The 25,690-nt window shown below is 58.0% G+C and carries 19 protein-coding genes and 1 tRNA gene; 14 read left to right on the forward strand and 6 right to left on the reverse strand.

All coding sequences use genetic code 11. From position 1 onward, the window contains the following. Window positions 1–99: 99 nt before the first annotated feature. Entirely contained in the window at window positions 100–741 is a 642-nt protein-coding gene (locus HMPREF2820_RS08790) for an HNH endonuclease family protein (protein ID WP_070603714.1), read from the reverse strand. Window positions 742–838: 97 nt separating this feature from the next. Beyond that, window positions 839–2,362, reverse strand: coding sequence for a sodium/proline symporter PutP (gene putP, locus HMPREF2820_RS08795; protein ID WP_070603715.1), 1,524 nt, complete (start codon window positions 2,360–2,362; stop codon window positions 839–841). A gap of 579 nt (window positions 2,363–2,941) precedes the next feature. Here putP and HMPREF2820_RS08800 point away from each other — a divergent pair. The 10 genes from HMPREF2820_RS08800 (at window position 2,942) to HMPREF2820_RS08845 (ending at window position 15,641) form a co-directional block, all read left to right on the forward strand. Next, complete coding sequence (locus HMPREF2820_RS08800; RefSeq protein ID WP_070603717.1) at window positions 2,942–6,181, forward strand: DEAD/DEAH box helicase; 3,240 nt, start codon at window positions 2,942–2,944, stop codon at window positions 6,179–6,181. After that, window positions 6,181–7,239, forward strand: a complete 1,059-nt coding sequence (locus tag HMPREF2820_RS08805) for a hypothetical protein (RefSeq protein WP_070603719.1) — start codon at window positions 6,181–6,183, stop codon at window positions 7,237–7,239. Before HMPREF2820_RS08800 ends, HMPREF2820_RS08805 begins: the two co-directional genes overlap by 1 nt. Before the next feature lie 2 nt (window positions 7,240–7,241). Beyond that, window positions 7,242–8,417 (forward strand): metallophosphoesterase family protein, encoded by a 1,176-nt coding sequence (locus HMPREF2820_RS08810; protein ID WP_070603721.1) that lies wholly within the window; start codon window positions 7,242–7,244, stop codon window positions 8,415–8,417. 3 nt (window positions 8,418–8,420) lie between these two features. Next, window positions 8,421–11,078, forward strand: a complete 2,658-nt coding sequence (locus HMPREF2820_RS08815) for an ATP-binding protein (protein WP_070603723.1) — start codon at window positions 8,421–8,423, stop codon at window positions 11,076–11,078. Between the two features lie 14 nt (window positions 11,079–11,092). Beyond that, window positions 11,093–11,584, forward strand: a complete 492-nt coding sequence (locus HMPREF2820_RS08820) for a MarR family winged helix-turn-helix transcriptional regulator (RefSeq protein ID WP_038628431.1) — start codon at window positions 11,093–11,095, stop codon at window positions 11,582–11,584. A 69-nt stretch (window positions 11,585–11,653) separates the two neighbouring features. Further along, window positions 11,654–12,106 (forward strand): MarR family winged helix-turn-helix transcriptional regulator, encoded by a 453-nt coding sequence (locus HMPREF2820_RS08825; protein WP_038628433.1) that lies wholly within the window; start codon window positions 11,654–11,656, stop codon window positions 12,104–12,106. 169 nt (window positions 12,107–12,275) lie between these two features. Next, window positions 12,276–13,478 carry an ABC transporter substrate-binding protein gene (locus HMPREF2820_RS08830; RefSeq protein ID WP_038628435.1) on the forward strand — a complete coding sequence of 401 codons (1,203 nt, stop codon included), beginning with the start codon at window positions 12,276–12,278 and terminating at the stop codon, window positions 13,476–13,478. Window positions 13,479–13,508: 30 nt separating this feature from the next. Further along, the gene (locus HMPREF2820_RS08835; protein WP_070603724.1) at window positions 13,509–14,684 is read left to right on the forward strand and encodes a FecCD family ABC transporter permease; all 1,176 of its coding nucleotides are present in this window, start codon (window positions 13,509–13,511) and stop codon (window positions 14,682–14,684) included. Next, on the forward strand, window positions 14,684–15,475 hold the full coding sequence (locus HMPREF2820_RS08840; protein WP_049194111.1) for an ABC transporter ATP-binding protein: 792 nt from the start codon (window positions 14,684–14,686) through the stop codon (window positions 15,473–15,475). The genes HMPREF2820_RS08835 and HMPREF2820_RS08840 overlap by 1 nt, the downstream gene beginning before the upstream one ends. 93 nt (window positions 15,476–15,568) lie before the next feature. Further along, window positions 15,569–15,641: transfer RNA gene (locus HMPREF2820_RS08845), tRNA-Arg, on the forward strand. Between the two features lie 196 nt (window positions 15,642–15,837). Here the strand turns inward: HMPREF2820_RS08845 and HMPREF2820_RS08850 are convergent. The 4 genes from HMPREF2820_RS08850 to HMPREF2820_RS08865 form a co-directional block, all read right to left on the reverse strand. Beyond that, window positions 15,838–16,860 (reverse strand): pirin family protein, encoded by a 1,023-nt coding sequence (locus HMPREF2820_RS08850; RefSeq protein ID WP_070603725.1) that lies wholly within the window; start codon window positions 16,858–16,860, stop codon window positions 15,838–15,840. A gap of 92 nt (window positions 16,861–16,952) precedes the next feature. Next, window positions 16,953–17,681: a LutC/YkgG family protein gene (locus tag HMPREF2820_RS08855; RefSeq protein WP_083308470.1), complete on the reverse strand. Its 729-nt coding sequence runs from the start codon at window positions 17,679–17,681 to the stop codon at window positions 16,953–16,955. Window positions 17,682–17,683: 2 nt separating this feature from the next. Continuing rightward, complete coding sequence (locus tag HMPREF2820_RS08860) at window positions 17,684–19,264, reverse strand: LutB/LldF family L-lactate oxidation iron-sulfur protein (RefSeq protein WP_070603726.1); 1,581 nt, start codon at window positions 19,262–19,264, stop codon at window positions 17,684–17,686. Beyond that, entirely contained in the window at window positions 19,264–20,052 is a 789-nt protein-coding gene (locus tag HMPREF2820_RS08865; RefSeq protein ID WP_070595721.1) for a (Fe-S)-binding protein, read from the reverse strand. Before HMPREF2820_RS08865 ends, HMPREF2820_RS08860 begins: the two co-directional genes overlap by 1 nt. Before the next feature lie 213 nt (window positions 20,053–20,265). On the opposite strand from HMPREF2820_RS08865, the gene argS reads away from it, so the two are divergent. From argS to thrB, 4 genes are all read left to right on the forward strand, one after another. Further along, entirely contained in the window at window positions 20,266–21,918 is a 1,653-nt protein-coding gene (argS, locus tag HMPREF2820_RS08870) for an arginine--tRNA ligase (RefSeq protein ID WP_049172039.1), read from the forward strand. Between the two features lie 65 nt (window positions 21,919–21,983). Beyond that, window positions 21,984–23,402, forward strand: coding sequence for a diaminopimelate decarboxylase (lysA, locus tag HMPREF2820_RS08875; RefSeq protein ID WP_070603728.1), 1,419 nt, complete (start codon window positions 21,984–21,986; stop codon window positions 23,400–23,402). Continuing rightward, complete coding sequence (locus HMPREF2820_RS08880) at window positions 23,399–24,733, forward strand: homoserine dehydrogenase (protein WP_016422448.1); 1,335 nt, start codon at window positions 23,399–23,401, stop codon at window positions 24,731–24,733. Before lysA ends, HMPREF2820_RS08880 begins: the two co-directional genes overlap by 4 nt. Further along, a complete protein-coding gene (gene thrB, locus HMPREF2820_RS08885) occupies window positions 24,734–25,660 on the forward strand; it encodes a homoserine kinase (protein WP_005509404.1) in 927 nt (308 codons plus the stop codon). Window positions 25,661–25,690 lie beyond the last annotated feature (30 nt).

The following is a 25,690-nucleotide window of genomic DNA, read 5'->3' on the forward strand; positions in this document are numbered from 1 at the left end:
TTCCACGACTGAATGTAGGCCTCGCGTTCAAGCGAGGAGTGGCCTGGATATTTCCTTATTAAGACCAGTCCTTAACTTAACGTGCTCGCACCTTTTTCTCTATTTCGTGCCTTTCCCCGCGGGGATACCACACGCAGCTGCCAGCGCCGTCCAGTCTGCCGAAGATACGGGCAGGTCCCATTTAATCGCTACCGCTAAGTAACGCTGCGAATAGTCACACGCCTTCGTATCCGCAGGAAGCCATTCGGCCGGGCTGGCATCGCCTTTATCCCGGTTGACTGCGCTTCGCGTGGGCACGAGGTTGGTCTCGATATCGTTGCCAAATTGCCGTCGCCGCTCGGCATCCCAGGCGTAGGCTCCGAAATCCCACGCCGCTGCCAACGGATAAATGTGGTCGATATCGACCTCATGCGCACCCACCGGGTCACCCGTGTAAGGGTCGGGGATTTCGCGCAGGGAGCCGTCGTCAAGCGAACATACAGAGCCCCCGAACCACGCCGCCAACACTTTATGGCGTGTATTGCAATCGGCAGAACCTGCCCAGACGTCGAAGCGCTCGCGTTTGTATCCGGTGACGGTGGGGCGGTCGGCGACGACGCGCACGGTGCGCAGTTGCTTGACGACGGCTTCCGTCTCCGACCCCGCGGGGGAGGAGGTGACGAGAACTCGCGTAAGCGCAAAGGATGAGACAAAGGCGGCAGTCAGGGCGGCGGCCAGGATGGCAAATAAAAAAGGGCGCATACCTAGTTGGGCGCGAAAAATACTTTTTCGGTTCCCTTGTAGGTATGCGCCGGGGCTAGCCTGCGGGGCTAGCGGAGGCCAAGCCTAGATCAAGGCGTTAGACCAGAGCCTGCTTTGCTGCGTGGTCGAACTCTTCCTTGATCTTCTCGTTCGGCTCCTTGGTAAGCAGCGTGACAATAATCATCACGACAGTTGCAGCGGCGAAGCCCGGGACGATCTCGTAGAGAGTGTCGCTGAGCGAGCTCATGCCCCATGCGAAGGAGACAACCGCACCGGTGATCATGCCGGCAGCAGCACCAGGGGTGTTCAGACGCGACCAGTAGAGGGCGGCCAGCAGCACCGGGCCGAATGCTGAGCCGAAGCCAGCCCATGCGAAGCCAACCAGATCCAGAATGGAGCTGTTCGGGTTAGCAGCGATGATTGCGGCGATGATGGCGATCAGCGCAACGGCGACGCGGGAGAGCGTCATGTAGGTCTTCGGACGCAGGGACTTGTTGACCGTTGCCTTAAACAGGTCCTCAATCAGCGCGGAGGAAGATACCAGCAGCTGCGAAGAAATGGTGGACATGATTGCTGCCAGCACTGCAGTCAGAATCAGGCCTGCAATCAGCGGGTGGAACAGGATGCGGGTCATGTCCAGGAAGATGGTCTCGTAGGAAGACGCATCAGTGACCGAAGCATCTGGGTTCGTAGCGAAGAAAACAGTTGCGGTCAGGGCCACGAGGACCGAGCCGAGCATGCATAGTGCCTGCCAGCCAACGCCCCAGCGGCGACCCTCAGTTGCGTCCTTTGCACTACGCAAAGCCATGAAGCGGACGATAATGTGCGGCTGGCCAAAGTAGCCCAGACCCCAGCCGAGCAGACCGATAATCGTGATTAGCGGAATGCCGGCGAACGGATCGAAGAAGGTCTCAACCGGCTGTCCCTCGCTGCCCGGGTACGGGTTGTTAGCAGCAAAGCTGAAGATGTCCGAGAAGGAGTTGCCGTTGTTAATCAGGTAGATAATGCCGACAGTCGGAACCGTCAGCAGCGCAATGAACATGATGATGCCCTGCACCGCGTCCGTGTAGGAGACAGCAAGGAAGCCGCCGAAAAGAGTGTAAGCGACAGTAATCCCCGCAACCAGCAGCATGCCGACGAGGTAGCTGCCACCGAACGTCGACTCCCAGTAGCGGCCACCTGCGACCATGCCCGAGGAGACGTAGAAGGTGAAGAACAGCAGAATAATCAGGCCTGCGGAAACGCGCAGTACCTTCGACGTATCGTGCAGACGGTTCTCCAGGAACGACGGCACGGTAATCGAGTTACGAGCAATCTTGGTGTAGCTACGCAGGCGCGGTGCGGTGAACTTCCAGTTCAACCATGCGCCTGCGACCAGGCCGATTGCAATCCAGGTCTGATTCAGGCCTGAAAGGTAAATCGCGCCGGGCAGACCCATCAGCAGCCAGCCGGACATGTCCGATGCACCCGCTGACAGTGCTGCGACGAACGGATGCAGACCGCGACCGCCAATCATGTATTCGTCATACTCTGCGGTCTTTTTCCATCCGGTCCAACCGATGTAGACCATCAACAGCAGATAAATGACTAGTGCGATGATGAACCATGTTTGTTGGTCCACAGGGCAACTCCTCATTATTTATTAGGCGTACAGTCGGACTCACGCACTGCCCAGCACGCCGGAAATCGTTTCCTAGCGCATCACTCAATTTCGTTTGAGCCAGTCCGCTTGACGACGTTCACAGCGTCGCAGCAACATCGAGCCAGAAAGTGGCCGACAGAAACAGCAGAACCTGCGATTCGCAATGAAACACAACTTCAGCTTCCGGGCTGTCTACGACAGTCAGCGGAGCCTACTGGCACATGCGAACCATGGCAGAACTATTGCACGAGTCACACATTTTTAATTCTTGTAGCTCATACGACGTTTGCATGTGATGCGCTGCATTGCAAGATAAGAAGCGTTGAAAAAGGTTTTAAAAATCGGTTAAGTGCGACAAATTACCTGGGAAAAGGGGTATTTGGGTAGAAGGGGACTAATTTTTGCAAGATACATAATTCGAACATGCGTGCTAATGTTGTGGTGTGGTGGAAAAGCTGATCCGGGGTGCGTGGCAGAATCTTCATTGAACAAATATCTGGCGGCGAAGTCGCCGGGTGATTAGACGGTGATGACTGAGCAAGCAGTGGGGAGGAAGTAATGGGCCAAGTTGCTAAGTCAGCGGTGCCGTTGCTGCTGCACGCGGTCTGGAAGGATGATTCGGGTCTTCACCTGTGGGTGGAGCGGCCAGAGGGGCACCGGATTATTGCGGACGTGGATTTGCTGGAAGTCCCGGCGCATCAGCGTCGGCTTTTTGCAGTCCTGGACCGGGGGAGTCGAGCACAACTGACGCTAAAACTGCGCACACCGAAGGGGCGGGCAGTAGAGAAAGCGGTACCCACATGGGTGTTCCCGCCATGGGCTGCGGTGACAGCACTGGTGCAATTGCAGGAGGAAGTTTCCTCGACGGCGATGGCGCCGGATCTTAGGTTCTTTGTAGATGTTGTGCAGGGATTGGATGCTTTCGCACGCTCTGGGCGGGCATTGGTGGCGCTGACGTGGGAAGACAATGAGTGGTGGCCGACGTGGCGGATGTCTGAGGGGTTGAGTGAGATTGCCTGGCAGAGTCAGGTCGTTTCCCGTACACCACCGGTGTTGATTGATAACGGAGGTGCCACGGTGGCTGAGGATTTCATCAATCGGATGTTTCATTGGGTCACCAACGCGCTCCTGGCCGATTTGGATGAACCGGCAGAACAGCGCCAGAGCTTCGTGCGGTCGTTGTTGCAGTCGGAGTCCCTGGGGCGTGCGACACCGGGGGTGGCGCAGTCGCTGGCAAAGTGGAGGCTGTCGGCCGATGGTGAGGATGTTCGCCTGCAGCTAATGGTGCAGGAACCCGTTGGTTTTGAAGGCCAGCTGGAGGACTTGCCGGATGTGGATCTTCCGCAGCTGTTGGAGTTGCGGGATCGAGCGGATGACGAAGGCGGCTCAGTAACTCGCCTCAATCCTCGTTCAGCTGCGGTGGAACATGAGACTCTATGGCCATTGCGGATGTACTACCGCATCGGCGTCGCAGCTCCGGAACGCCTGAACCCAGAAATGTGTCGCCGGTCCGTGCTGTCGCTGCTTCGCCCGCAGCTATTGGCTGCACAAGAGGCATTCCCAACGCTCAAATATGCGAAAGCAGCGGGTCACCCGGGCTTAGATCTGCTGCTGACCTCAGAGCAGCTGATAGAGCTTATGACTGATGGCATCTCGCAGCTGGCAAAGGTCGATATCGATGTGATGCTGCCACCGAACTGGAAGTCGGTGGAGACCACCCTGCAGTTGCACACTGAAGTCGTCCAGCTAGACCCGACGGGGCCTGCTGGGCGCCGTTCGGAACCGAAACTCGGATTTGACCAACTGGTTGATTACGAGTGGAAGTTGGCCGTGGGGGATGCCGTACTGACGGAAGCGGAAATGCGTGAGCTCGCTGCATCGAGTACGGGGCTAGTGCATCTGCGTGACCACTGGGTGCACGCGAACCCAGAGGTAGCTAGAGAAGCCCTGAAGTTTTTGGTGGAGCAGACTAAGGCCGGGGAGGAAACCGGTAAAGGGCAAGCCACCCTGAAAGAGTTGGTCTTCGACGGTGGCTTGGAGTCGCAAGCACCAGCAGCAGTGCCCGTCGCCCCCAGGGATCCCTCTTGGCTCAAGGCGTTAGTGTCGAAGTACTCAGACGGTTCCACGGCCCTCGCAGAGTCGGTCGAGGTACCACCGAGTTTTGTCGGTGAGTTGCGGGAGTATCAACAGCGCGGTGTGGAGTGGCTGGCGGATATGTCCAACCGCGGCTTTGGTGTCATTCTCGCTGACGACATGGGGCTTGGTAAGACTGTGCAAATTTTGGCGCTGTTGGAGTTTGAGCGCTGCCGTCGTCAAGCGGATGCGAAGGATCAAGAGCACAAGGCTTCGCTTCTGGTCGTTCCGACAGGTGTGCTGCGCAATTGGGCAGCAGAAGCGGCAAAGTTCACTCCAGAGCTCAAGGTTGGGCTGCTGCATGGTTCACACCGCCCTCATGGTGAAGAACTACAGGAATTTATCGGGAAACACGATGTTGTTGTGACGACCTATGGTGTTGCTACCCGCGATGTGAACGAACTTTCCCAAGTGCAGTGGGATCATGTGATTGCTGACGAAGCGCAGGCAATTAAGAACCCCAACGCCCAGGTATCCAGAGCGCTGCGGAGCCTGGGCTCGCGACACAACATCGCCATGACTGGTACTCCGGTGGAAAACGACTTGGGCGAGCTGCGCACCATCATGGATTTCTGTAATCCAGGCATGCTGGGGTCGGCGAATGCATTTCGCAACAAGTTTGCGATTCCCATCGAGCGTGATGGGAATGCGGAAATGCTACTGCAATTGCAGTCGATTACAGCACCTTTTATTCTGCGCCGACTCAAGTCGGATCCAGCTATCGCGCCGGACCTGCCCAAGAAGAATGAGCAGGTGGAGATGGTTCCTCTCACGACGGAGCAGGCTTTCTTGTATCAGGAAGCTGTGAAGGACATCGAGGACAAGCTCAAGCGCTCGAAGCGGAATCGCTCTGGCAACTTCGGGCGAAAGAGCATCATCCTCGGCGGCATCATGAAGTTGAAGCAGATTTGCAACCACCCAGCGCACTACCAGCACGACGGCTCAGGGCTGCTTAATCATGGGCAGCATCGCTCGGGCAAGGTTGCACGGCTGGAAGAGCTCGTCGATGAGATTGTCCAAAACGGTGAACGCGCGCTTGTGTTCACGCAGTTCGTGGAGTTCGGCAAGATGCTCGCCCCTCATTTCAGCAAGCGCCTGGGCGTGGACATTCCGTTTATCCAAGGGGCAATGACTCCGGCACAGCGCGAGAAAGTAGTGGCAGAGTTTAATGCCCCGGACGGCCCACCAATCATTTTGCTGTCTACTCTCGCGGCAGGTGTTGGCATCAACCTGGTTGCCGCCAACCACGTCATTCATATTGACAGGTGGTGGAATCCAGCAGTTGAAAACCAGGCCACGGACCGTTCCTACCGCATCGGTCAGCGTAAAGACGTACACGTGCACAAGCTGGTCAGTGTGGGAACGCTGGAAGAGCGTATCGACGAGCTGATTTTCGAGAAGGCAGAATTGGCCGATGCGGTTGTACGCGCTGGTGAAACCAAGCTGACGGAGATGGACTTTCACCGTTTGCGGTCTCTGTGGCAATTGGACAAGGACAAGATTCAGGCACTGCGTGAATCGATGGACGCAGCGGAGTCAAAGTCCGGTGGGACGGTGACTGATGGGGTGAACCCGAAGGGCACGGCATCGGACTCCACAACCTCGGATGACGATTCGATTCCCAACAATGTGACCCCGTTTAGAGTCCAGAAGAGGTGGTACTGATGGCCGGTGACGGAGACGTGACATGGGGCGACAATGTCATCTTTGCCGAGTTTGGCAAGGGGCCCTCTGGAAAGCGTGGTCGTAAAAGGACTACGGCGCGAAGCGCGCCAGCAACCAGCTCGACGATTGAAAAGCTCCTGGCCACCCAGGACTGGGCTGGCGCATTTACCGGACAGCAGCGACGTGGAACCGCAGCGCGCGTGGCGGTCGAGCCACGTACAACTTTTGCCCGGTGGGTGTGGGAGTTCATCATCCGTGGCGCTGATTCGGGTCGTGTTCACAGAGGTGAGAAGTACAGGTTCGACGGGAATGTGCTGGGGCTTCGAATCGCGGATGGTTACATCATCGGTGAAGTGCAGGGCAGCCAGCCGGAACCATTTTCAGTCTTTATTCGGTTCCCACGGCGGGAGCAGAAACAAACTGACGACGTACTGCGGTGGTTGGTGAACAATCCGTCGGCCTTCACAGAGTTTGAGCACGGCGAGTTGCCGTATGAGCAGATGGAAATGCTGTTGTGCGATGGTGAAGAGCACATTTACAGCGAATGCACCTGCCCGGACCCGGCACCTGTGTGTAAGCACACCGTTGCAGTTGCCGCTCAACTTGTCGCTGATATCGACCGCGATCCGCTGTCGCTACTGCAGCTGCGCGATTATCCGCAGCGCGACTTGCAACGCCGGCTTCAGGAGCTAACACAGCTACGAAACCGGACTGCGCCGAAGCGCCTCGGGCTTGGCGGCGCGGTTCGGGAGGATCCCGATAAAACCGCCCAGAACTCGGATGGCGCTGGTGGAAAAGATGGCGGTGACAACGAGCAGAAAAAGGTTGCCGAACTTTTCGCTGTCGAAGCCGATTACTGGGGCAATGACTTGGAACGAGTCAGTGTTCCTTCGCTCGAGGTTATTGACCCACTAACAGTTACCGACCGCAGTTTGCTGCATGAAGCATTGCAGCCAACCTGCGTAATTTCGAGAGAGACCATTCGTGCAGTCGCTGATTTGGAAGATTGTTGGCAACATCTGCAGGAATCGCTGAGCCTGGGACAAAAGGAGCGCTAGTCATGAAATTCATTCACACCTCAGATTGGCAACTGGGAATGACTCGGTGGTTCCTAGAGCTCGACGGCGGTGAAGCCCAAGCTAGGTTCCACGAAAGTCGCCTCAACGCCATCGACCGCATTGGAGAGTTAGCAACCAGAGAAGGCGCTGAGTTCATTGTCGTCGCTGGAGACGTGTTCGATTCCAATACATTGCCGGACAAGGTATTCTTGCGGGCTCTTGAGAGAATCGCCAAGCTACCCGTGCCGGTCTATCTCCTACCCGGCAACCATGATGCGCTTGATGCTTCTTCCATTTATCGACGTAGTGCTTTCGAATCTTTGGAAGACCGAGGAGTTTACGTAATTCGCGACAGCGCGCCCATTGCCATCCGTGACGGGGTGGAACTCATCGGCGTGCCAGTGCGCGGCAAGTATTCGGCAGACGACATCGTGGCGGAAATAGCCGCGGAGCTTGAGTCAGCCGATGGAATCCGAGTGATGGTCGCACACGGCCAAGTAGAAGGCTTTGGTGCTGATGCAGGAGCGACCATTGATCTGACCAGCTTGGAACAAGCTATAGATCGTGGGGCGTTGCACTATGTTGCGCTGGGGGATTCCCACTCCACGAGCCAACTCGATCATGCTGGCAGAGTTTATTTCTCCGGCGCGCACGAAACCACAGCGTATGATGACAAAGAACGGGATTCCGGCAACGCGCTAGTCGTCGACATCGCAGAGGACGACCCCGAAAAGGGCACAGTTACCGTGGCCTCCCACCGAGTGGGGCAGTGGGCTTTTCATGCCATCGACATGGATATCACTGGCGCGGAAGACCTCGATGAGTTCTTTGCTGAACTGGACGGTATCGAGACGAAGACAGACACAGCGGTGAAGTATTCATTGCGAGGAACCGTGACACTGTCAGAGTCGACTACCTTTGAAAATCGACTTGAGCAGTATCAACAGCTTTTCGCTGCACTTTATCGCCGAGAAAGTGGTTCCGATTTGACGGTGGTTCCGTCCGAGGGGGATATCTCTAATCTCAATCTCACCGGTTATCCGCTCATAGCTGCAGAAAAACTAACGGTCTTGAGCAAAGGGGGAACCGAGAGCGGCAGCCCGCTATCAGAATCTGAAACCACCGCAGCAGCCGATGCGCTTCGCTTGCTGGCGCGCCTGGCCGGAGAGAAGGAATAAATCATGCGTTTTCACGACATCGAATTACACAATGTACGTGCGATTGATTCACTCTCAATCACAGGGCTAGCCGAGCGGGGCGTGGTAGTGATTTCCGGTGAAAACGAGTCGGGTAAGACGACAATCGCCAAAGCTATTCACGTTGCGCTGACGACAAAATGGAAGTCCAGGTCAAGCGAAGCGCTTAGTCTGAACAGTCACTCCAGCCAGGAAAAGCCGCAGGTTAAGCTCCGGCTGGAGCTTGACGGCTACGAATTTACGCTGGACAAGATCTTTGGTAGCACCAAGGACACTGGCACAATCGTCACCGTCCACTCTCCGACAGCCGAGGTTCTTAAAGATGACCAGGCGGAAGAGTGGCTGGCCGCACGAATGCACAACGCGGACACCAAGAACCTGTGGCAGGTTTTCGTTGCTGAACAGGGGCAAGCGCAAAAGACACTCTCCTTGGGCGGTTATGCGCAGGTCACAAGCGCACTGCAGTCGGCATCGGGGCAGCGCGCGGAAACCGCAGAAGAGGTAGGTCTGTTTGAAGCCGTTGAAGCTGAATACGGCAACTATTTCCAAAAAAATGGCAAAGAGCGCAAGCAGCTTACCGACGTAGACAAGGAGCTGGCGGAAGCCCAGCAGGTGCGCGACGAAGCGGCGAAAAAGGTCCGAGAATTCGAAGCGCTCAATGAGGAAGCTGCTCGTAATGAAGAAAGCCAACACACGCAGCGGGCATCGTTGCCAGAAGCCAAAAACGAAGTCGAGCATTGGGCGCAGGCACTCGAAGAACTCGAAAAGTTCAGGGTTGCCGTGTCCCAGGCACAGGAGGTCTCTGCAGCGGCGAAGCAGCAGCTGGACTTAGCTAAACAGGCTCAGCAAGAGCGGGAAACCTTCATTCAGCAGGCACAAGATGCCAAGGACCAGCATTCCGTCGCAGAGAAGAGAGTTGCTGAACTTAAGGAAGCGTTCGATAAGGAGGTCGCAGCTTTAAAGAAGGCGCAGGAGGATCGCGATGCGGTTGTGACCGCGTACCGCGAAGCTCGAAAAGCAGAAGAGCTGGCTGCAGCTGAAGTCGCATTGGGGGAGAAGCGCGGCTTGGTTGAAGCCTTGTCGAAGCGAGTGGAGAAGCTCGATGCGCTCCGCGCGCAATTGGCAGAGCACAAGGAGATAATTACTCGGAATTCCGTTACCGAAGAGGTAATGGAAAAACTGTTGACCTGCGAACGCGAAGTTGCAACAGCCGCCGCTGTGCTGGAGGCATCGAGCCCGAGTGTGCAGCTCTCGGCTAGTAGTGCGCAGGAGGTCACGGTCGACGGCGAGAAAGTGGGGCTAGCTCCGGAGGCTGAGACAGTTCAACGCGCGGTTACTAAGCCATTGGCCATCGAAGTCGGCGACGTCACGGTTGCTATACAGCCCGGAGACGGCTCAGATTCGCAGCAGCGCAAGCTAGAAAAAGCAGAGACATCGCTCAAAGAACAGCTTGAGGTTGCAGGCGCTGATTCCGTCGCGGAAGCACAAAAGGCATACACACGACGTCGGGAAGCGGAAAAAGCAAAATTCCAGGTGGAGACATCCATAACTGCGGTGTCCGACGGTGTGGAGTATCACCAGCTCACAGCAGAGTTGGATGATGCGAAGGAAGAAGCACGAGTACACGGCGAGCGGTATCAGGAGCTTGCGGGCGAGGATGCGCCGACGGAGATTGACTTGGTATCGGCAAAGTCCCGGCTGGAAGAAGCTGCAGTGGGGCGTAGGGATGCCGAGTCGGAGCGCGACAGTGCTGATATGCGCTTATCGAAGCTGGAGAAGCGTCCTGCACACGCCAACTATACGAAGGCCAGCAGCGAGCTTGAAGGGGCTCGGTCCGTTCTGAAGGTCCGCGAAGATTCGCTCACGGCGACGCGAGAAAAAGCCTCGGACGCCGAGATCTTTGCTGCGGTGGAAAACCGAGGCAAGGACTATGAGGCGGCAGAAGAGCAACTGGCTGCGGCTCAGAAGAAGCTGGCGCAGCGGGATGCCGACGACGTGGAAGCATCGCTCGCGGGCGCTAAGCAGCGACGGGATGCAGTTGAGAATCGCCTGGCTGAGCTGGAAAAGCGTCGGCAAGAGATTCGGGTGCACTTGGACTATTTCGACAGCGCGAATGAGAAACTGGCAGCAGCTGAGGGAGTAGTGGAGCGAACACAGCGAGATCGGAATTCAATGCGTCGACGTGCAGCTGCCGCCAAGACTCTCATGGAGGTAATGACACAGGCACGCGTGGCATCGCGGAATGCGCTGGCTGACCCCTTGCTGTGCAAGCTCGAAGAGTACGGTGGCGGTGTGTTCGGTGCGGGAACTCAGTTCACGATGAATGAGGACTTGCAGATTGAGTCACGGTCCAATGCCGATGGCAAGTTCGATGTCGATGAGCTATCTGGTGGAGCGCAGGAGCAGCTGGACATTCTGCTGCGCTTGGCCGTTGCCGGTGTCATGGAGGGCGGGCAAGGCGCTCCGGTGATTATTGATGATGCATTAGGTTATTCAGACGAACACCGTTTGCGGCGGATGAATAATGCTCTTGCCAAAGCGGGGCGCGATATGCAGGTATTAGTCCTGACGTGCGATGAAGCCCGCTTTGATCGTGTGACAGGAGCGGAGTTTATGAAAATTCAGGATTTGGTTTCAAGATAGTAGGCTCTGTACATATGCAAGATGTTCCGTGGTTAAGTGATGAAGAGCAGCGGTTATGGCGCTCAATTCTGAACGCTAAACGGGCCGTTGACAGGTCAATCGACCTTCAGCTGCAAGATTCTCTCGATATTTCCACTGCAGATTTTTCGGTTCTGGTTGTTCTCTCCGAGGCTGAAGACAATGTAGTGCGCATGCGCACCCTGTGTGAATCCCTGGAGTGGGACCGCAGCCGAATGTCACACCAAATTACTCGTATGGAGCGACGCGGGCTAGTAACTAAGGAACGCTGCGCCTGCGATAACCGTGGTATCGATGTCACGCTTACTGAACACGGTCGAACTGTGATTGAGAAAGCGGCGCCGAACCATGTGAAGCTTGTGCGCCATGTTTTGTTTGATGTGCTCGGTGAAAATATCGACTATCAGGGGATTTCCGCTGTGCTCGATAAGATTGCAGAGACCGCCAATGCTACGGTCACCGATTCAGTCGACGGACAAGCAGAGTAGCCAAAAGTTTTTGTGAGTGTTTTCTCATTTGTCTCCGCTACGAGGCTCTCACCATTAGCCTAGAGCAGTATGAACTCATTTGAATGGCTGAGTGATGATGAACAGCTCTTTTGGCAGTCGATGGTAGCTGCTTTTCGCGAGGTAGAGCGCAATATCGAGCGGAGCCTACGCACTCGAACCGGGCTGACGTTCGCGGACTTTACCCTGCTCATCGCTCTGCATGAGGTAGAGGAGGGGATTCTGCATGTTGACAAGATTTGTGATCGACTGAAGTGGAACCATCCCCGCGCGCTGCTACATACCAACAGGTTGGAAAAGCGCGGATTTATTCACACCGAAGACCACGGCGAAGACCCGGATTCGGATTATGTCGTCGTCTTAACAGGCGTTGGTCGGCACGTGTTTGCCGAGGCGGCGCCGGATTATGTAGACACTGTTCGCCAGGAAGTTATTTCACCACTTGCTGATGAAGACCGCGAAGTGATGCTGAGGTGCTTCCAGTCGGTTCTCGAAAGGAAATAAGACTTCCAAGTCCTGCTAGTAAAACAATCACTAGCAGGGCGCTTTTTTCTCTACGTTTCAAGTTGTAAAGTAAGGCGTGCCTAAAGCAAAGGGGTGAGTGCTCACTTCTCTTTGTGCACCCTAAGTACCAAAAACTACGCAGAAATAAACAAGGCAGAAACTGAAACGCATGAGAGTCAATATTTTCGCCAAGGCTAAAACCGCGCCAAAGACCAAAACTCTGGCCGCAATCGGGTGTGCAGCGCTGAGCTTCGTCGCTACAGCATGCGGTGCGGACGCAGAGTCGAACGAGGCTGCCGACAACAAAGGAGAACTCACTGTCACTGATGTCGCAGGTCGCACTGTGACCTTCGACAAGCAGCCAGAACGAGTCGTGCTCGGTGAAGGCCGCGCCATGTTTGTCACCGCGATGCTTGACCACGAAAACCCGGGTGACCACGTTGTCGCCATGGGCAGCGATTTGCATTCGGGCGCGCCGTCGTTTGAAACCAAGCTTTTCGAGACGAACCCCGAGCTGAAAGACATGCCGACCATCGGCAATATCGCCAAGGGCGATGTCACAGTTGAAAACCTCATCTCCCACGACCCAGACGTGGTCGTCATGACCCTTGACCACAAGAAGGCCGCGGAGCAGTCCGGTTTCCTCACCAAGCTCGATCAGGCAGGTCTGAAGTACGTATTCACCGACTTCCGGCAAAAGCCCCTGGAGAATACCGCCAAGTCCGTCGAGCTCCTCGGCCAGATCGTCGATGAGCAGGACAATGCCAAGAAGTTCACCGACTTCTACACAAAGCGCGTCAACGAGATCACCGAACGTGCCGCCAAGCTCGAAGACAAGCCAAAGACCTTCGTCTGGCGAGCAGCCGGCCTCAAGGATTGCTGCTCGACCGTCAACAAGTCCAACCTCGGCGACCTTGTCACAGCAGCCGGCGGTGAGAACCTCGGAGACAGCCTCCTCGACACCGAATCGGGCGACGTGACCGCAGAGAAGGTCCTGTCCGTCCAGCCGGAGAAGATCATCGCCACCGGTGGTTCTTGGGCGCTCGATCCGAAGAAGCCGGAAGTGCTGCCACACGTCGAACTCGGCTACACCGCCACCCCAGAGACCGCACAGCGCACTCTGGAAGGCCTGCTGAAGACTCCGGGTTTTGACACCCTGACCGCGCCGAAGAAGGGTGATCTGTACGCCGCCTTCCACCAGTTCTACGACTCGCCGTACAACGTCTTCGCGCTCGAGCAATTCGCCAAGTGGATTCACCCAGAGGAGTTCGCTGACCTCGACCCGGTCGCTGACTTCGCCAAGTTCCACAAGGACTACCTGCCCTTCGAACTCAGCGGCACCTTCTTCACCGCGCTGGAGCCGACCAAGTAACCCATCTTCCACCATCGAAGAAGGAATCCGATGACTTACACCAATCTGCACGCTCCCGCGTCAGGGCTTGACGACGAACCCCGCGAGTCCACCTCCACCAACGGCAGTGGAGGTCAAGAGTCGCAGCCCGCCACCGAACAGCACGAGTGTCCGTCGTCAAGCACGACCTACGACTCTGCGCGACAGTACCGACGACGCTCGGCACGGAAAATCGCCATCATTGCGGTGCTGGTGGGGCTGGCCGTGTGCGCGTTTGTGGTGGCGACGATTGTGGGGCCGATGGCACTGAGCGTGGGGGACGTCGTCCGTGGCATCGTGAGCCCGAATGATGTGGACGAAACCACTCGTACGGTGCTGTGGAAGCTGCGTCTGCCTGCATCGGTGATGGCAGTGCTGATTGGTGCAGCGCTGTCGCTTGCCGGTGCACAGATGCAGACAATCCTCGATAACCCTCTGGCGGAGCCGTTTACGCTCGGTATCTCGGCTGCAGCGGCGTTCGGTGGGGCGGCATCGATTGTGCTGGGCTGGGTGATTATTCCGCATGCGCAGTTCAACCTGGCGGCCGTGGCCTGGGTATCATCCGTCATCGCGGTGGCGATTGTGGCGGCGGCGTCGGTATGGCGCGGCTCGGGTAAGGAATCGATGATTCTGCTGGGTATTGGTCTGGTGTTTCTATTCCAAGCGCTGTTGTCGCTGTTGCAATACCGCGCGACTACCGAGGCGCTCCAGCAGATTGTGTTCTGGACGATGGGCTCGCTCCAGCGCGCGAACTGGGTGGCCAACGGCATTATTGCGGCGGCACTGCTGATCGCCATTCCGTTCACCATTCGCTATGCGTGGGCGCTGACGGTGCTGCGACTTGGCGATGCCCGCGCAAAAGCCGTGGGCATCAATGTGGATAGGCTGCGCATTGCGACGCTGATTGTAGCCTCGCTGCTGGCGGCAACCGCAGTGGCCTTTGCCGGCATCATCGGCTTCATCGGACTGGTCGGTCCACACATTGCGCGCATGCTGGTCGGTGAAGAACAGCGCTTCTTTGCCCCGGCATCGATGGCGGCAGGCGCGGCGCTGCTGGCGGCAGCTCATGCGGTATCCATCACGGTGGTGCCGGGTGTGGCAGTGCCGATTGGCATCATTACCGCAATCGTCGGTGTCCCATTTTTTGTTGGCTTGGTTTTCCTGCGTAAGAGGACGGTGTGGAACTAATGGGCGTATTTCTCGATGTCAACGAAGTAGCTGCAGGCTATGGCAAGCGGAAGGTGCTGCGCGGGGCCTCAGTACGCACGCTGAAGCCCGGTACGGTGACGGGTTTGCTCGGGCCAAACGCTGCGGGCAAATCCACACTGATGACCACTCTGGCGGGGATTCGAAAGCCCATGTCCGGGGAGATTGCACTGACCCGTGACAATGAGCGGGTCATCGGCTCCGAACTGCGCGATGTGGTGGGCTACGTGCCGCAGGATCTGCCGGCTAGCGCCTCGCTGACCGCATTCGAATCGGTACTGGTCTCTGGTCGGCGCGCCGGGCGTCTGCGCGTGCGCGGCTCCGAGATTGAGCACACGGCGGAGGTTCTCCGGAAGGTTGGTATTGAGCACCTTGCCGACCGCTTCGTCGGCGAGCTCTCCGGCGGTCAGCGTCAGCTCGTCGCCGTCGCGCAGATGTTTGTCCGCGATCCCGAGGTCATGCTTCTCGACGAACCCACCTCCGCCCTCGACCTGCGCCACCAGGTGGAACTCCTACAGCTCGTCCGCGCGGAGGTCGCCTCACGGAGCTCCTTGGCGCTCGTCGCAATCCACGATCTCAATCTCGCAGCCCGCTACTGCGATGAGCTTGTCATGCTTCACGACGGCCACGTGGTTGCCCAGGGGAGTCCTGCTGACGTTCTCACACCGGATCTTTTGGCCCGCGTCTATGGAATTCGAGCCCGCGTGCTTAATGATGGAGGCGTTCCTGTGGTGTGTCCTATTGAGGAAGACCAGGTTTCTGAGGCCGCATAGTGCGGATTTGGCTGGGGTGCGGGGCATTTCGCTAATCGCCCCAGCCAAGTGGTAACATCTCTTCTCGTTGCACTTGTTGTACTTGTGCCACACGCCCCCGTAGCTCAGTGGATAGAGCGCCGGTTTCCGGTACCGAAGGTCGGAGGTTCGACTCCTCTCGGGGGCACGTCTTATCCCTTAAGCGGTTAGGTTCGATTAGATTCGCCTGGTTGCTTGAGGGATTTTTGTTTCGGGTGTACCTGGCGGAAGCGGGCCAATCCGAGTTACTGACTGCGTTTATGACAAAAATGACCCAAAAAAATGGCCTGAAAGTGTCATAAACTCACACAGTTTCACATGTGCAGCCCGTCGGGGGATCCCGGTTAATTGACCGGGCGACGAACCGTACCGTCCGGATAGCGGGCAAAGCGCCCCTCTTCAAAGGGTGCAACCGGATCGTTGGAATCAAACCGCCATGCGCCGAACTCGCCACGCTGGTAGGCATCGAATGCCTCAACGAGCTCTTCGCGGCTATTCGCGACAAACGGGCCATGCTGATACACGGGAGCGCCAATTGGTCGGCCTTGGAGCATGAGCGCGAAGGCCCCCTCGTCACCTGCAGAAATGTCCAGTGCCTCGGTTGAGCGCAGCACTGCGCCCTCTTGCACCAGCGTTTCGCCCTCGATAGTGAGGCTGCCGCGTAGAGAGTAGAGAGTCCGAATTGTCTCGGCATGTTTGGTTGGTGGCAACGTTAGCTGTGCGTTCGGCTGCAAACGCAGCACCCACACGGCTACATCGGAATCTGGTGCAGCGGCCCAGGATTCCGGTGGTGGAGCAAGCGGCTGAGTATCGCCGAATGCGCCCGCGATGACCTTTATGTCGTAGCCGTGGCCATTGTCATCAGTGCCGGTGACATGCGGAGTGTCTTCTGCCCAGAACATCTGGAAGTGCGGCTTTGCCCCCTTGCCTTCGGGCGGCAGGTTCAGCCAAATCTGAAACATGTGGTGAGGATTGGGGCCGTCGTTATGCAGAAGCGGGAACATTTCAGCATGCGCAGTGCCTGCGCCGGTGGTCAGCCACTGAGTGTCGCCATCGCCGTAACGAGCCTGTGCACCTTCGGAGTCGGTGTGGTCGACGTAACCTTCCTCGACAATCGAGATAGTTTCAAAGCCGCGGTGTGGGTGGGAGGGGAAGCCGGGGACGGTTGTGCCGTGGTACATGGACCAGCCGTCCTTGCCGGAAAAGTCCATGCCGATATTACGGCCGAGTAGAGAGGCATCGGGAGCCATAGTTTGGCCCTTGGCCTGTGGATATAGGTCATAGTGGTGGACGGCAAACAGGAATGGGTCCATACCTGGAAGCTGCGGATTATCGGCTACGGAGAATTTTTGAATGATTGCGCTCATGACAGGCTCCTTTGGCTAGCTAAATTCATCATCCACAACAAAATGTTGGCGTGTCAATCAAAAATGCTAGCCAAGGACCGACCCGACTGTCTCTATTCAGCAATAATCACAATCAGCGTGCGCGGCCCGTGGACACCTTCGACTCGGGCAAGCTCGATGTCCGAGGTCGCAGAAGGCCCCGAAATCATGGTGATCGGAGCGGTGGGATCACTCTCGCGTAGACGGGAAATTGCCTCCGGGATGCCGTAGACGACCGTGGAAGCAGGGACAACGCAGATGTGAATATCCGGCACCAAGGTCAGCGCGCGGCGGCCAGAAGTGGCCGAACCGTCCAGGAAAATGGTGCCGGTCTCGGCGCAGGTGACAGCAGAGCTGGTGACAATCGCATCGAGCTCGTCCAGCTCTTTGGCGGTGAAACCGGTGTCGATGCGAATCTCGGTGGTGGCCTTACCTCCACCAGACTCCAACCCCGCAACCCACTCGCGGTCTAGACCTTCGGGAATACCAATCAACGAGGCCCCGACATCAGCAATTGCCTTCTTCACAGCCTCATTGATGTCGGTTGCCGAGCTGCCACAGTGGCGCACGTCGGCCTTGTAATCGGCGATGCGTTCGTCGGCAAGCGAGATGATCTCTTTGGCCGTCAGGTCGGAGGAGCGCTCGTAGTCGCGGGGGATGTCGAAATGCGCGCCGGGCTCGCCAGGGATGATGCCCACGTCAGAGGCCAAGTCACGGCCTTCGAAGGCGATTTTCTGAGCATTGCGGATACGCTCGAGGATTTCGCTCTTGGCAATGTTTGCGGATGCTGAGGAGTGGGACATCGCTAGGCCTCCTTGCCGGATGTGTCGGACGAGTCAGATTGATCAGAACCCGATAGCCCATTAATCTTCGTCGGAACCTGATTGGTCGATTCGCGGGTCAGCTGCGCCGAGAAATCCTTCGAACCCCACAGTGAGCGGAACGGCTTCTTCGGCGGAACTGGGGTATCACGCGCATCCGACCACCCGCTGAGGAAGAGCGGCAGGGCGTGAATCTCGCCGTCCTTCAAACCGAGTACGCGGGCGAGGGAGGCCATCTTTGCGCTCATGTTCCAGAGCTTCTGATTGCCCATGATGAACCCGAGCGTGGCAAACAGCTTGCCCTCCACCGGCGGGCGGTGCTCCGTGACCTTACGGTGACGCAGCTCCAGCAGTGCCGCAGGGATGTCAATTCGCACCGGGCAGACCTCAAAGCAAGCCCCGCACAGCGAAGACGCATAGGGCAGCGAAGCATTCGGATCATCGTAGGAATCCATGCCAGTGAGCTGCGGGGACAAAATCGCACCAATCGGGCCCGGGTAGACCGAACCGTAAGCGTGCCCGCCCACGTGTTCATAAACAGGGCAGATATTCAGGCATGCCGAGCAGCGAATGCACTTCAGCGCTTCACGCCCAATCGGATCTGCAAGAGTGGCCGAGCGCCCATTGTCCAGCAACACAATGTGGAAATTCTTCGGGCCGTCGCCGTCGGTCGTTCCCGTCCACAGAGAGGTGTAGGGATTCATACGCTCGCCTGTCGACGACCGTGGTAGTAGCTGCAAGAAGACTTCCAGATCCTGGAAGGTGGGAAGCAGCTTCTCAATACCCATCACCGAAATCAGTGTTTCCGGCAGTGTGAGGCACATACGGCCGTTGCCCTCAGATTCGACGACGGCTACCGTGCCGGTTTCGGCCACACCGAAGTTGGCGCCGGAAATCGCAACCTTGGCCTCCATAAACTGCTCGCGCAGGAACTTGCGGGATGCCTCGGCGAGATCGGCCGGATTGGCTTTCAGGTCCGGGTCGACTCCTGGGATTCCATTGAGGAAGATCTCGCGGATATCTTCGCGATTGCGGTGGATAGCAGGAACCAGGATGTGGCTCGGCATGTCGTCGGCAAGCTGAACGATGAGTTCCGCCAAGTCGGTTTCGCGGGCGGTGATGCCGGCGTCGGCAAGTGCTTGGTTCAAGCCGATTTCCTGTGTGGCCATCGACTTAATCTTGACGACCTTTTCTTCGCCGGTCTCTTTCACCAAGTCCGTGATGATGCGGTTTGCCTCGGCGGCATCGCGCGCCCAGTGGACGTGACCGCCGGCATTCGTAACTGACTCTTCAAACTGCTCCAGCAGTTCCGGCAGACGCGCCATAACATCGCGCTTGATGTGGCTGCCCGCGAGCCGCAGCTGCTCCCAGTCATTCTTCTCGGCTACGACATGCGCGCGCTTCTGACGAATCGAACGCGTGGCATGACCGACATTTTCGCGCATGCGAGTGTTCTTGAGCTCCTCGTGCGCTGCGGCCGTGAACCCGCGCGTACCGCGCAGATGCCCGACGTTGTGCGGCGCGCGGGGAGGAAGGGCTGGCATGCCGACGTTAACTGCGACCATTACTGTTCACCTCGCAGGGAAGCTTCTTGGCGGTTGTGCACATCAAACGGGGTCTCCTTGGTGGAGGCCAGAATCTCGGCCATATGGATGGCGTGCACGCCAGAGTCCTGGCGACGCAGCGCGCCACCGATATTGAGCAAGCAGGAAGCATCGCCAGCGGTGACGAACTCCGCTTCCGTAGCGCGGATATTGGCTGTCTTGTCGGCAACCATTGCAGCGGAAGTCTCCGCATTTTTCACCGCGAAGGTGCCGCCGAAACCGCAGCACTCCGCCGCGCCGGGCAGCTCGCGCAGATCGATTCCATCGACTGCGCTGAGCAGCCGCCACGGACGGTCACCCACCTTGAGCACCCGCAAGCTGTGGCAGGTGGAGTGGTAGGTCACTGAGTGGGGGAAGTAAGCACCGACATCAGTCACACCAGCGACATCGGTGATGAACTCGGAGAGATCCAGCGTCTTGTTCGCGCAGGCCTGTGCCGCATGGACTTGGGCACGGGTACCGTAGCGGCCCGCGATCATCGGATGCTGGTGGCGAACGGCGCCGGCGCAGGAACCGGACGGGGCGACAACGTAGTCAATCGAGGAATCTGCAAAAGCATCAGCGTAGGTGTCCAGCTGAGGAAGGACTTCCTTTTGGTACCCGGTGTTGACGTGCATTTGGCCGCAGCATGTTTGTTGTGGCGGAAAGACCACATCGCATCCTAGGCGCGTGAGAACTCTGGCGGTCGCACTCACTGCATCTGGAAACATCATGTCCCCGATGCAGGTCGCGAAAAGTGCTACTTTCACGGTCGCTCCAAAATGGGTTGAGGGGTAAGGCAATAATTTCCTACCTGAATGCTACGCCTAGACCCGGATTAAATCTGTTCTCAACCTGAATTCGGCTGGATTGTGAAAGCGGTGTAGGACAGCCGGACGCGGTGGCCTGCAGATACCCCTCAAAACAATCTTTTGGTGGCTGATGTTTCCACGACTGCGATTGACCTAATAGGATAGGCAATCGTGAATCCTGCTGATCTTGCTGTACTAGTCCGAAAAGTCACCGTCGAGGTTTTGACTGCCCACGATGCCGATGTCTCTATCGTGCCGGAAAACCCGACCGTCGAGCGTCCGCGTAACCCTGAGCACGGCGACTACGCAACCAATATCGCCATGCAGCTGGGCAAGCGCGTCGGCATGGTGCCGCGTGACTTGGCAACTGAAATTGCCACAGCGCTCGGCGCTTCTGAGGGCATCGATGAAGCAACCATCGCAGGCCCGGGCTTTATTAACATCCGCCTGGCCTCCGATGCCCAGGGCAAGATCGTCGAGGACGTCCTGGCAGCGGGGGAGAAGTGGGGTCATGCCGACTTCAACTCCAACCTCGACGTGAACCTGGAGTTTGTCTCCGCAAATCCGACCGGGCCGATTCACCTGGGTGGTACTCGCTGGGCAGCAGTCGGTGACGCTCTCGGTCGTGTCCTGTCTGCCACCGGTGCCAAGGTCACCCGCGAGTACTACTTCAATGACCACGGTCGCCAGATTGACCGCTTCTCCGACTCCTTGGTTGCAGCCGCTCGCAACGAGCCGACTCCGGAAGATGGCTACGGCGGAGAGTACATCCAGGACATCGCCGCTGCTGTGCTGGAGAAGAACCCGCAGGCACTCGAGGGCTCTGAGGAAGAGGTCCAGGAGCACTTCCGCGCCATCGGCGTGGACATGATGTTCGAGCACATCAAGAAGTCTCTGCACGAGTTCGGCACCGATTTCGACGTTTACTTCCACGAAAACTCGCTGTTCGAGTCCGGTCAGGTGGAAGCAGCTGTCAATTCCCTGAAGGAAAACGGCAAGCTCTACGAAGCTGACGGCGCATGGTGGCTGAAGTCCACCGATTACGGTGACGACAAGGACCGCGTGGTCATCAAATCCGACGGCGACGCAGCCTACATCGCAGGTGACATCGCATACGTTAAGAACAAGTTCGACCGCGGCCACAACCTGTGCATCTACATGCTGGGTGCCGATCACCACGGCTACATCGCGCGTCTGCGCGCGGCCGCTGCAGCGCTCGGCTACAACGCCGATGGCGTCGAGGTGCTCATCGGTCAGATGGTCAACTTGCTTCGCGACGGCAAGGCTGTCCGGATGTCCAAGCGTGCGGGCACAGTGGTCACCTTGGACGACCTGGTTGAGGCAATCGGCGTCGATGCTGCTCGCTACTCGCTAATCCGTTCCTCCGTGGACTCCAGCCTGGATATCGACCTGGGGCTGTGGGCTTCGCAGTCCAGCGACAACCCGGTCTACTACGTCCAGTACGGTCACGCTCGTCTGTGCTCAATCGGTCGCCGTGCCGAAGAGGCCGGTGTGACCAGTGAAGGCGCTGACTTCTCCCTGCTGGTAGAGGACCGTGAAGGTGAGCTCATCCGCACTATCGGTGAGTTCCCGGCCATCATCAAGTCTGCTGCTGACCTGCGGGAACCACACCGCATTGCCCGTTACTCTGAGCAGCTCGCCGGTGTCTTCCACCGCTTCTACGACACCTGCCAGATTCTGCCAAAGGCAGACGAGGAGGTATCCGAGCTACACCGTGCTCGTCTCGGCCTGGCTGAGGCTACCCGCCAGACGCTGGCCAATGCTCTGCAGCTGCTCGGTGTTACCGCACCTGAGCGCATGTAGTCGAACGCGCCCGTAAAACTACACCCCGTTGCTCCGCCCGGGTAACGGAGAAAGAGAGCTGTTTCGTGCCTATCGACGGCAATGGTTTCGAACTGGGTGGCTACACCCGACCCGATTCCACCCAATTTAATGAACTACCAGCGCATGTCTGGCCAACTACCGCCCGTCGTCGGGGCGATGACGAAGAAAGCTCCGGCTCGGTGGAAATTGGCGGCGTGAGCCTGGTCGACATTGCCAAGGAATTTGGCACTCCGGTTTTTGTCGTCGATGAGCAGGACTTCCGCTCCCGCTGCCGCTCGATGGCCAAGGCCTTCCGCGGCGCGGAGAATGTCCACTACGCATCCAAGGCTTTCCTGTCGAAGACCATTGCCCGCTGGGTAATGGAGGAGGGGCTGCATCTCGATGTCGCCTCGGGCAACGAGATGGCTATCGCTCTGGCGGCGGGTTTCCCAGCCAAGGACATGACCTTCCACGGCAACAACAAGTCCACCGCTGAGCTGCGTGATGCTATCTCCGCTGGCGTGGGCAAGATTGTGCTTGACTCCCGTTCGGAGCTGCGTCGCCTGTCCCAGGTGGCGGCTGAAAGAGGCGTGGTGCAGGACGTGCTCGTTCGCGTGAAGCCCGGTGTGGAAGCGCACACCCACGAGTTCATTGCTACTGCGCATGAAGATCAGAAGTTCGGCTTTTCCCTCGCGTCTGGTTCTGCGCTGGAAGCTGCCAACCTCGTAGAAGAGGACGACAATCTGCGCCTGGTTGGTCTGCACTGCCACATCGGCTCCCAGATTGTCGATTCCGACGGTTTCATTCTCGCCGCCGAGCGCGTGTTCTCACTGGTGGAAAAGCTGGTCGAACGCCACGGCACTGAAATCTCGGAACACTTCAACACTCTCGACCTCGGTGGCGGTTTCGGGATCGCCTACACCGCAGGCGAGCAGCCCCTCGACGTTGCTCCGCTTGCCGACGAGATCCTCACTGCCGTAGACAAGCTTGCGCAGCGTATCGGCATTGCGACTCCGGCAGTGGCTGTTGAACCAGGTCGTGCCATCGTTGGCCCGTCCATGGTCACGGTGTACGAAGTGGGCACTTTGAAGGATGTGACCATCGATGATGGCATGACCCGTCGTTACGTATCGGTCGATGGCGGCATGAGCGACAATATTCGTCCGGCGCTTTACGGCTCGAACTATGATGGTCGCGTCGTTAATCGCGAGGTGTCCGGTTCCAGGATTCCCACCCGCGTCGTCGGAAAGCACTGTGAATCGGGAGACATTCTGATTAACGATGCGAACTACCCGAACGACATTGTCGAGGGTGATCTGTTCGCGCTCGCTGCTACTGGGGCATACTGTTACGCAATGGCCAGCCGCTACAACATGCTGACGCGACCACCAGTAGTGTCGGTATGCGATGGTCAAGTGACCCAAATATTAAGACGAGAAACCGTACAAGACTTACTAAGCCTGGAGTGTGAAACGCCACGATGACTGCCGCAACGAATAATCCTGGAAAGGGCGAGGGCCACAAAGTTGGTGTCGCTATTTTAGGTCTTGGCACAGTCGGTACTGAGGTTTACCGCCTGCTCAACGAGAAGGCTGAGGACTTCGAGCGCCGCATCGGCGGCCCGGTCGAGGTCGTTGGTATTGCTGTGAGCGACAAGACCAAGCCGCGTCCGAATGTGGATCAGGATCTTCTTACCGATGATGCTTTTTCGCTGGTTCAGCGCGATGACGTTGACCTGGTAGTCGAGGTCATCGGCGGCATTGATTACCCACGTCGCGTTGTGCTGGAGGCACTGCGTGCCGGCAAGTCGGTCGTGACCGCCAACAAGGCACTCGTCGCCGCACACGGTGAGGAGCTCTCTGAGGCTGCCGATTCCTCGGGTGTCGACCTGTTCTTTGAGGCAGCTGTGGCGGCAGCTATCCCGGTCGTCGGTCCGCTCCGTCGTTCGCTGGCCGGTGACACTGTCAATAAGGTCATGGGCATTGTCAACGGCACTACCAACTTCATCCTTGATGCGATGGACTCCACCGGTGCGGACTACGACGAGATGCTGGCAGAGGCCACCCGCCTGGGTTACGCCGAGGCCGACCCGACTGCAGACGTCGAGGGCCACGATGCCGCTTCCAAGGCAGCTATTCTGGCCAGCCTGGCATTCCACACCCGCGTGACTGCTGATGACGTTCACTGCGAGGGCATTACCGAGATCACCGCTGACGACATCGCAGCTGCCAAGAGCGCAGACTGCACCATTAAGCTGCTGGCTACCTGTGAGCGGGTTACGGACGAAAATGGCAAGGAGTCCATTTCCGCCCGCGTGTACCCAGCGCTGATTCCACGTCGTCACCCGCTGGCAACTGTGCGTGAGTCCTTCAACGCTGTCTTCATTGAGGCCGAGGCCGCTGGTCGCCTGATGTTCTACGGCAACGGCGCTGGTGGTAATCCGACCGCCTCCGCAGTGCTCGGTGACCTCGTTGCAGCTGCTCGCAACATTGTCCACGGTGGTCGCGCACCGGGAGATTCCACCTACGCTAACCTGCCGATTCTCGACTTCGGTGACGTTCGCACCCGCTACCACATCGACCTGCACGTCGACGATCGTGTCGGAGTGCTTGCCGATGTCGCTCGTACCTTCTCTGATCACAACATCTCCCTGCGCACCGTCCGCCAGGAAGAGGGCGCCAACGGCGCTCGCCTGGTCATCGTGACCCACAAGGCACTGGAGAAGGATTTGGAAGCAACGGTTGACGAATTGCGCGCCAACGACGCGGTTTTGGCCGTCAACAACGTCATTCGTATCGAAGGAATGGATATCTAAATGGCACAGGAGCTTTTCCCGGGTCAGAAGGTCACCGTCACTGTTGCAGGTTCGTCAGCGAACTTGGGCCCGGGCTTCGACACCCTGGGGTTGGCAGTTGCGCTCTACGACATCGTCGAGGTCGAGGTCATCGAGTCCGGTGTCGTCGTTGAAATTCACGGCGAGGGCGAAGTTGACCTGCCGCGCAACGAATCTAATCTGGTTGTGCGCGCGATTCGCGCGGGCCTTCGCGCTGCAGGAGTCGAGGCACCGGGGCTGAAGGTTATTTGCCACAACACCATTCCGCAGTCGCGCGGTCTGGGCTCTTCCGCAGCCGCCGCTGTTGCTGGTGTCGCTGCCGCTAACGGTCTGGCGGGCTTCCCGCTTACCGACGACCAGGTAATCCAGGAATCCTCGGTCTTCGAGGGCCACCCGGATAATGCCGGCGCATCCGTTCTCGGCGGGGCAGTGGTCAGCTGGACCGACAAGCCTGTCGATGGTCGCACCGCACCTCAGTACCGAGCAGTGAGCATTCCGGTGCATGAGTCCATTCAGGCTACCGCACTCGTACCGGCATTCCACGCCTCCACGAATGCAGTCCGTCAGGTGCTGCCGAGCGATGTTTCGCATGTCGACGCTCGTTTCAATGTCTCCCGTACTGCGGTTATGACCGCAGCGCTGCAGTCCCACCCGGAACTGCTGTGGGAGGGAACGCGAGATCGCCTGCACCAGCCGTACCGCTCCGACGTGCTGCCGGTGACCGCAGAGTGGGTCAACCGCCTGCGCAACCGTGGCTACGCAGCATTTCTCTCGGGTGCTGGCCCGACCTGTATGGTTCTGGGAACTACTGCAGTGGATGAGAAGATCTTGGACGATGCCCGCGAGGCTGGCATCAAGGTCATGGAGCTGGGAATCGGCGAGCCGGTTAAGGTCGTGGTCGACGGCTAAGCCGCCGCTGCGGCCAGGTGCCGAGCCAGT

The sequence above is a fragment of the Corynebacterium sp. HMSC064E08 genome, from assembly GCF_001811805.1.
In the GTDB taxonomy this organism is placed as follows: Bacteria; Actinomycetota; Actinomycetes; order Mycobacteriales; family Mycobacteriaceae; genus Corynebacterium; species Corynebacterium jeikeium_D.

Coding starts and splice junctions, on each gene's coding strand:
- HMPREF2820_RS08790 (WP_070603714.1), bottom strand. CDS start 741: ATGCGCCCTTTTTTATTTGCCATCCTGGCCGCCGCCCTGACTGCCGCC.
- HMPREF2820_RS08800 (WP_070603717.1), top strand. CDS start 2,942: ATGGGCCAAGTTGCTAAGTCAGCGGTGCCGTTGCTGCTGCACGCGGTC.
- HMPREF2820_RS08805 (WP_070603719.1), top strand. CDS start 6,181: ATGGCCGGTGACGGAGACGTGACATGGGGCGACAATGTCATCTTTGCC.
- HMPREF2820_RS08810 (WP_070603721.1), top strand. CDS start 7,242: ATGAAATTCATTCACACCTCAGATTGGCAACTGGGAATGACTCGGTGG.
- HMPREF2820_RS08815 (WP_070603723.1), top strand. CDS start 8,421: ATGCGTTTTCACGACATCGAATTACACAATGTACGTGCGATTGATTCA.
- HMPREF2820_RS08820 (WP_038628431.1), top strand. CDS start 11,093: ATGCAAGATGTTCCGTGGTTAAGTGATGAAGAGCAGCGGTTATGGCGC.
- HMPREF2820_RS08825 (WP_038628433.1), top strand. CDS start 11,654: ATGAACTCATTTGAATGGCTGAGTGATGATGAACAGCTCTTTTGGCAG.
- HMPREF2820_RS08830 (WP_038628435.1), top strand. CDS start 12,276: ATGAGAGTCAATATTTTCGCCAAGGCTAAAACCGCGCCAAAGACCAAA.
- HMPREF2820_RS08835 (WP_070603724.1), top strand. CDS start 13,509: ATGACTTACACCAATCTGCACGCTCCCGCGTCAGGGCTTGACGACGAA.
- HMPREF2820_RS08840 (WP_049194111.1), top strand. CDS start 14,684: ATGGGCGTATTTCTCGATGTCAACGAAGTAGCTGCAGGCTATGGCAAG.
- HMPREF2820_RS08850 (WP_070603725.1), bottom strand. CDS start 16,860: ATGAGCGCAATCATTCAAAAATTCTCCGTAGCCGATAATCCGCAGCTT.
- HMPREF2820_RS08855 (WP_083308470.1), bottom strand. CDS start 17,681: ATGTCCCACTCCTCAGCATCCGCAAACATTGCCAAGAGCGAAATCCTC.
- HMPREF2820_RS08860 (WP_070603726.1), bottom strand. CDS start 19,264: ATGGTCGCAGTTAACGTCGGCATGCCAGCCCTTCCTCCCCGCGCGCCG.
- HMPREF2820_RS08880 (WP_016422448.1), top strand. CDS start 23,399: ATGACTGCCGCAACGAATAATCCTGGAAAGGGCGAGGGCCACAAAGTT.
- thrB (WP_005509404.1), top strand. CDS start 24,734: ATGGCACAGGAGCTTTTCCCGGGTCAGAAGGTCACCGTCACTGTTGCA.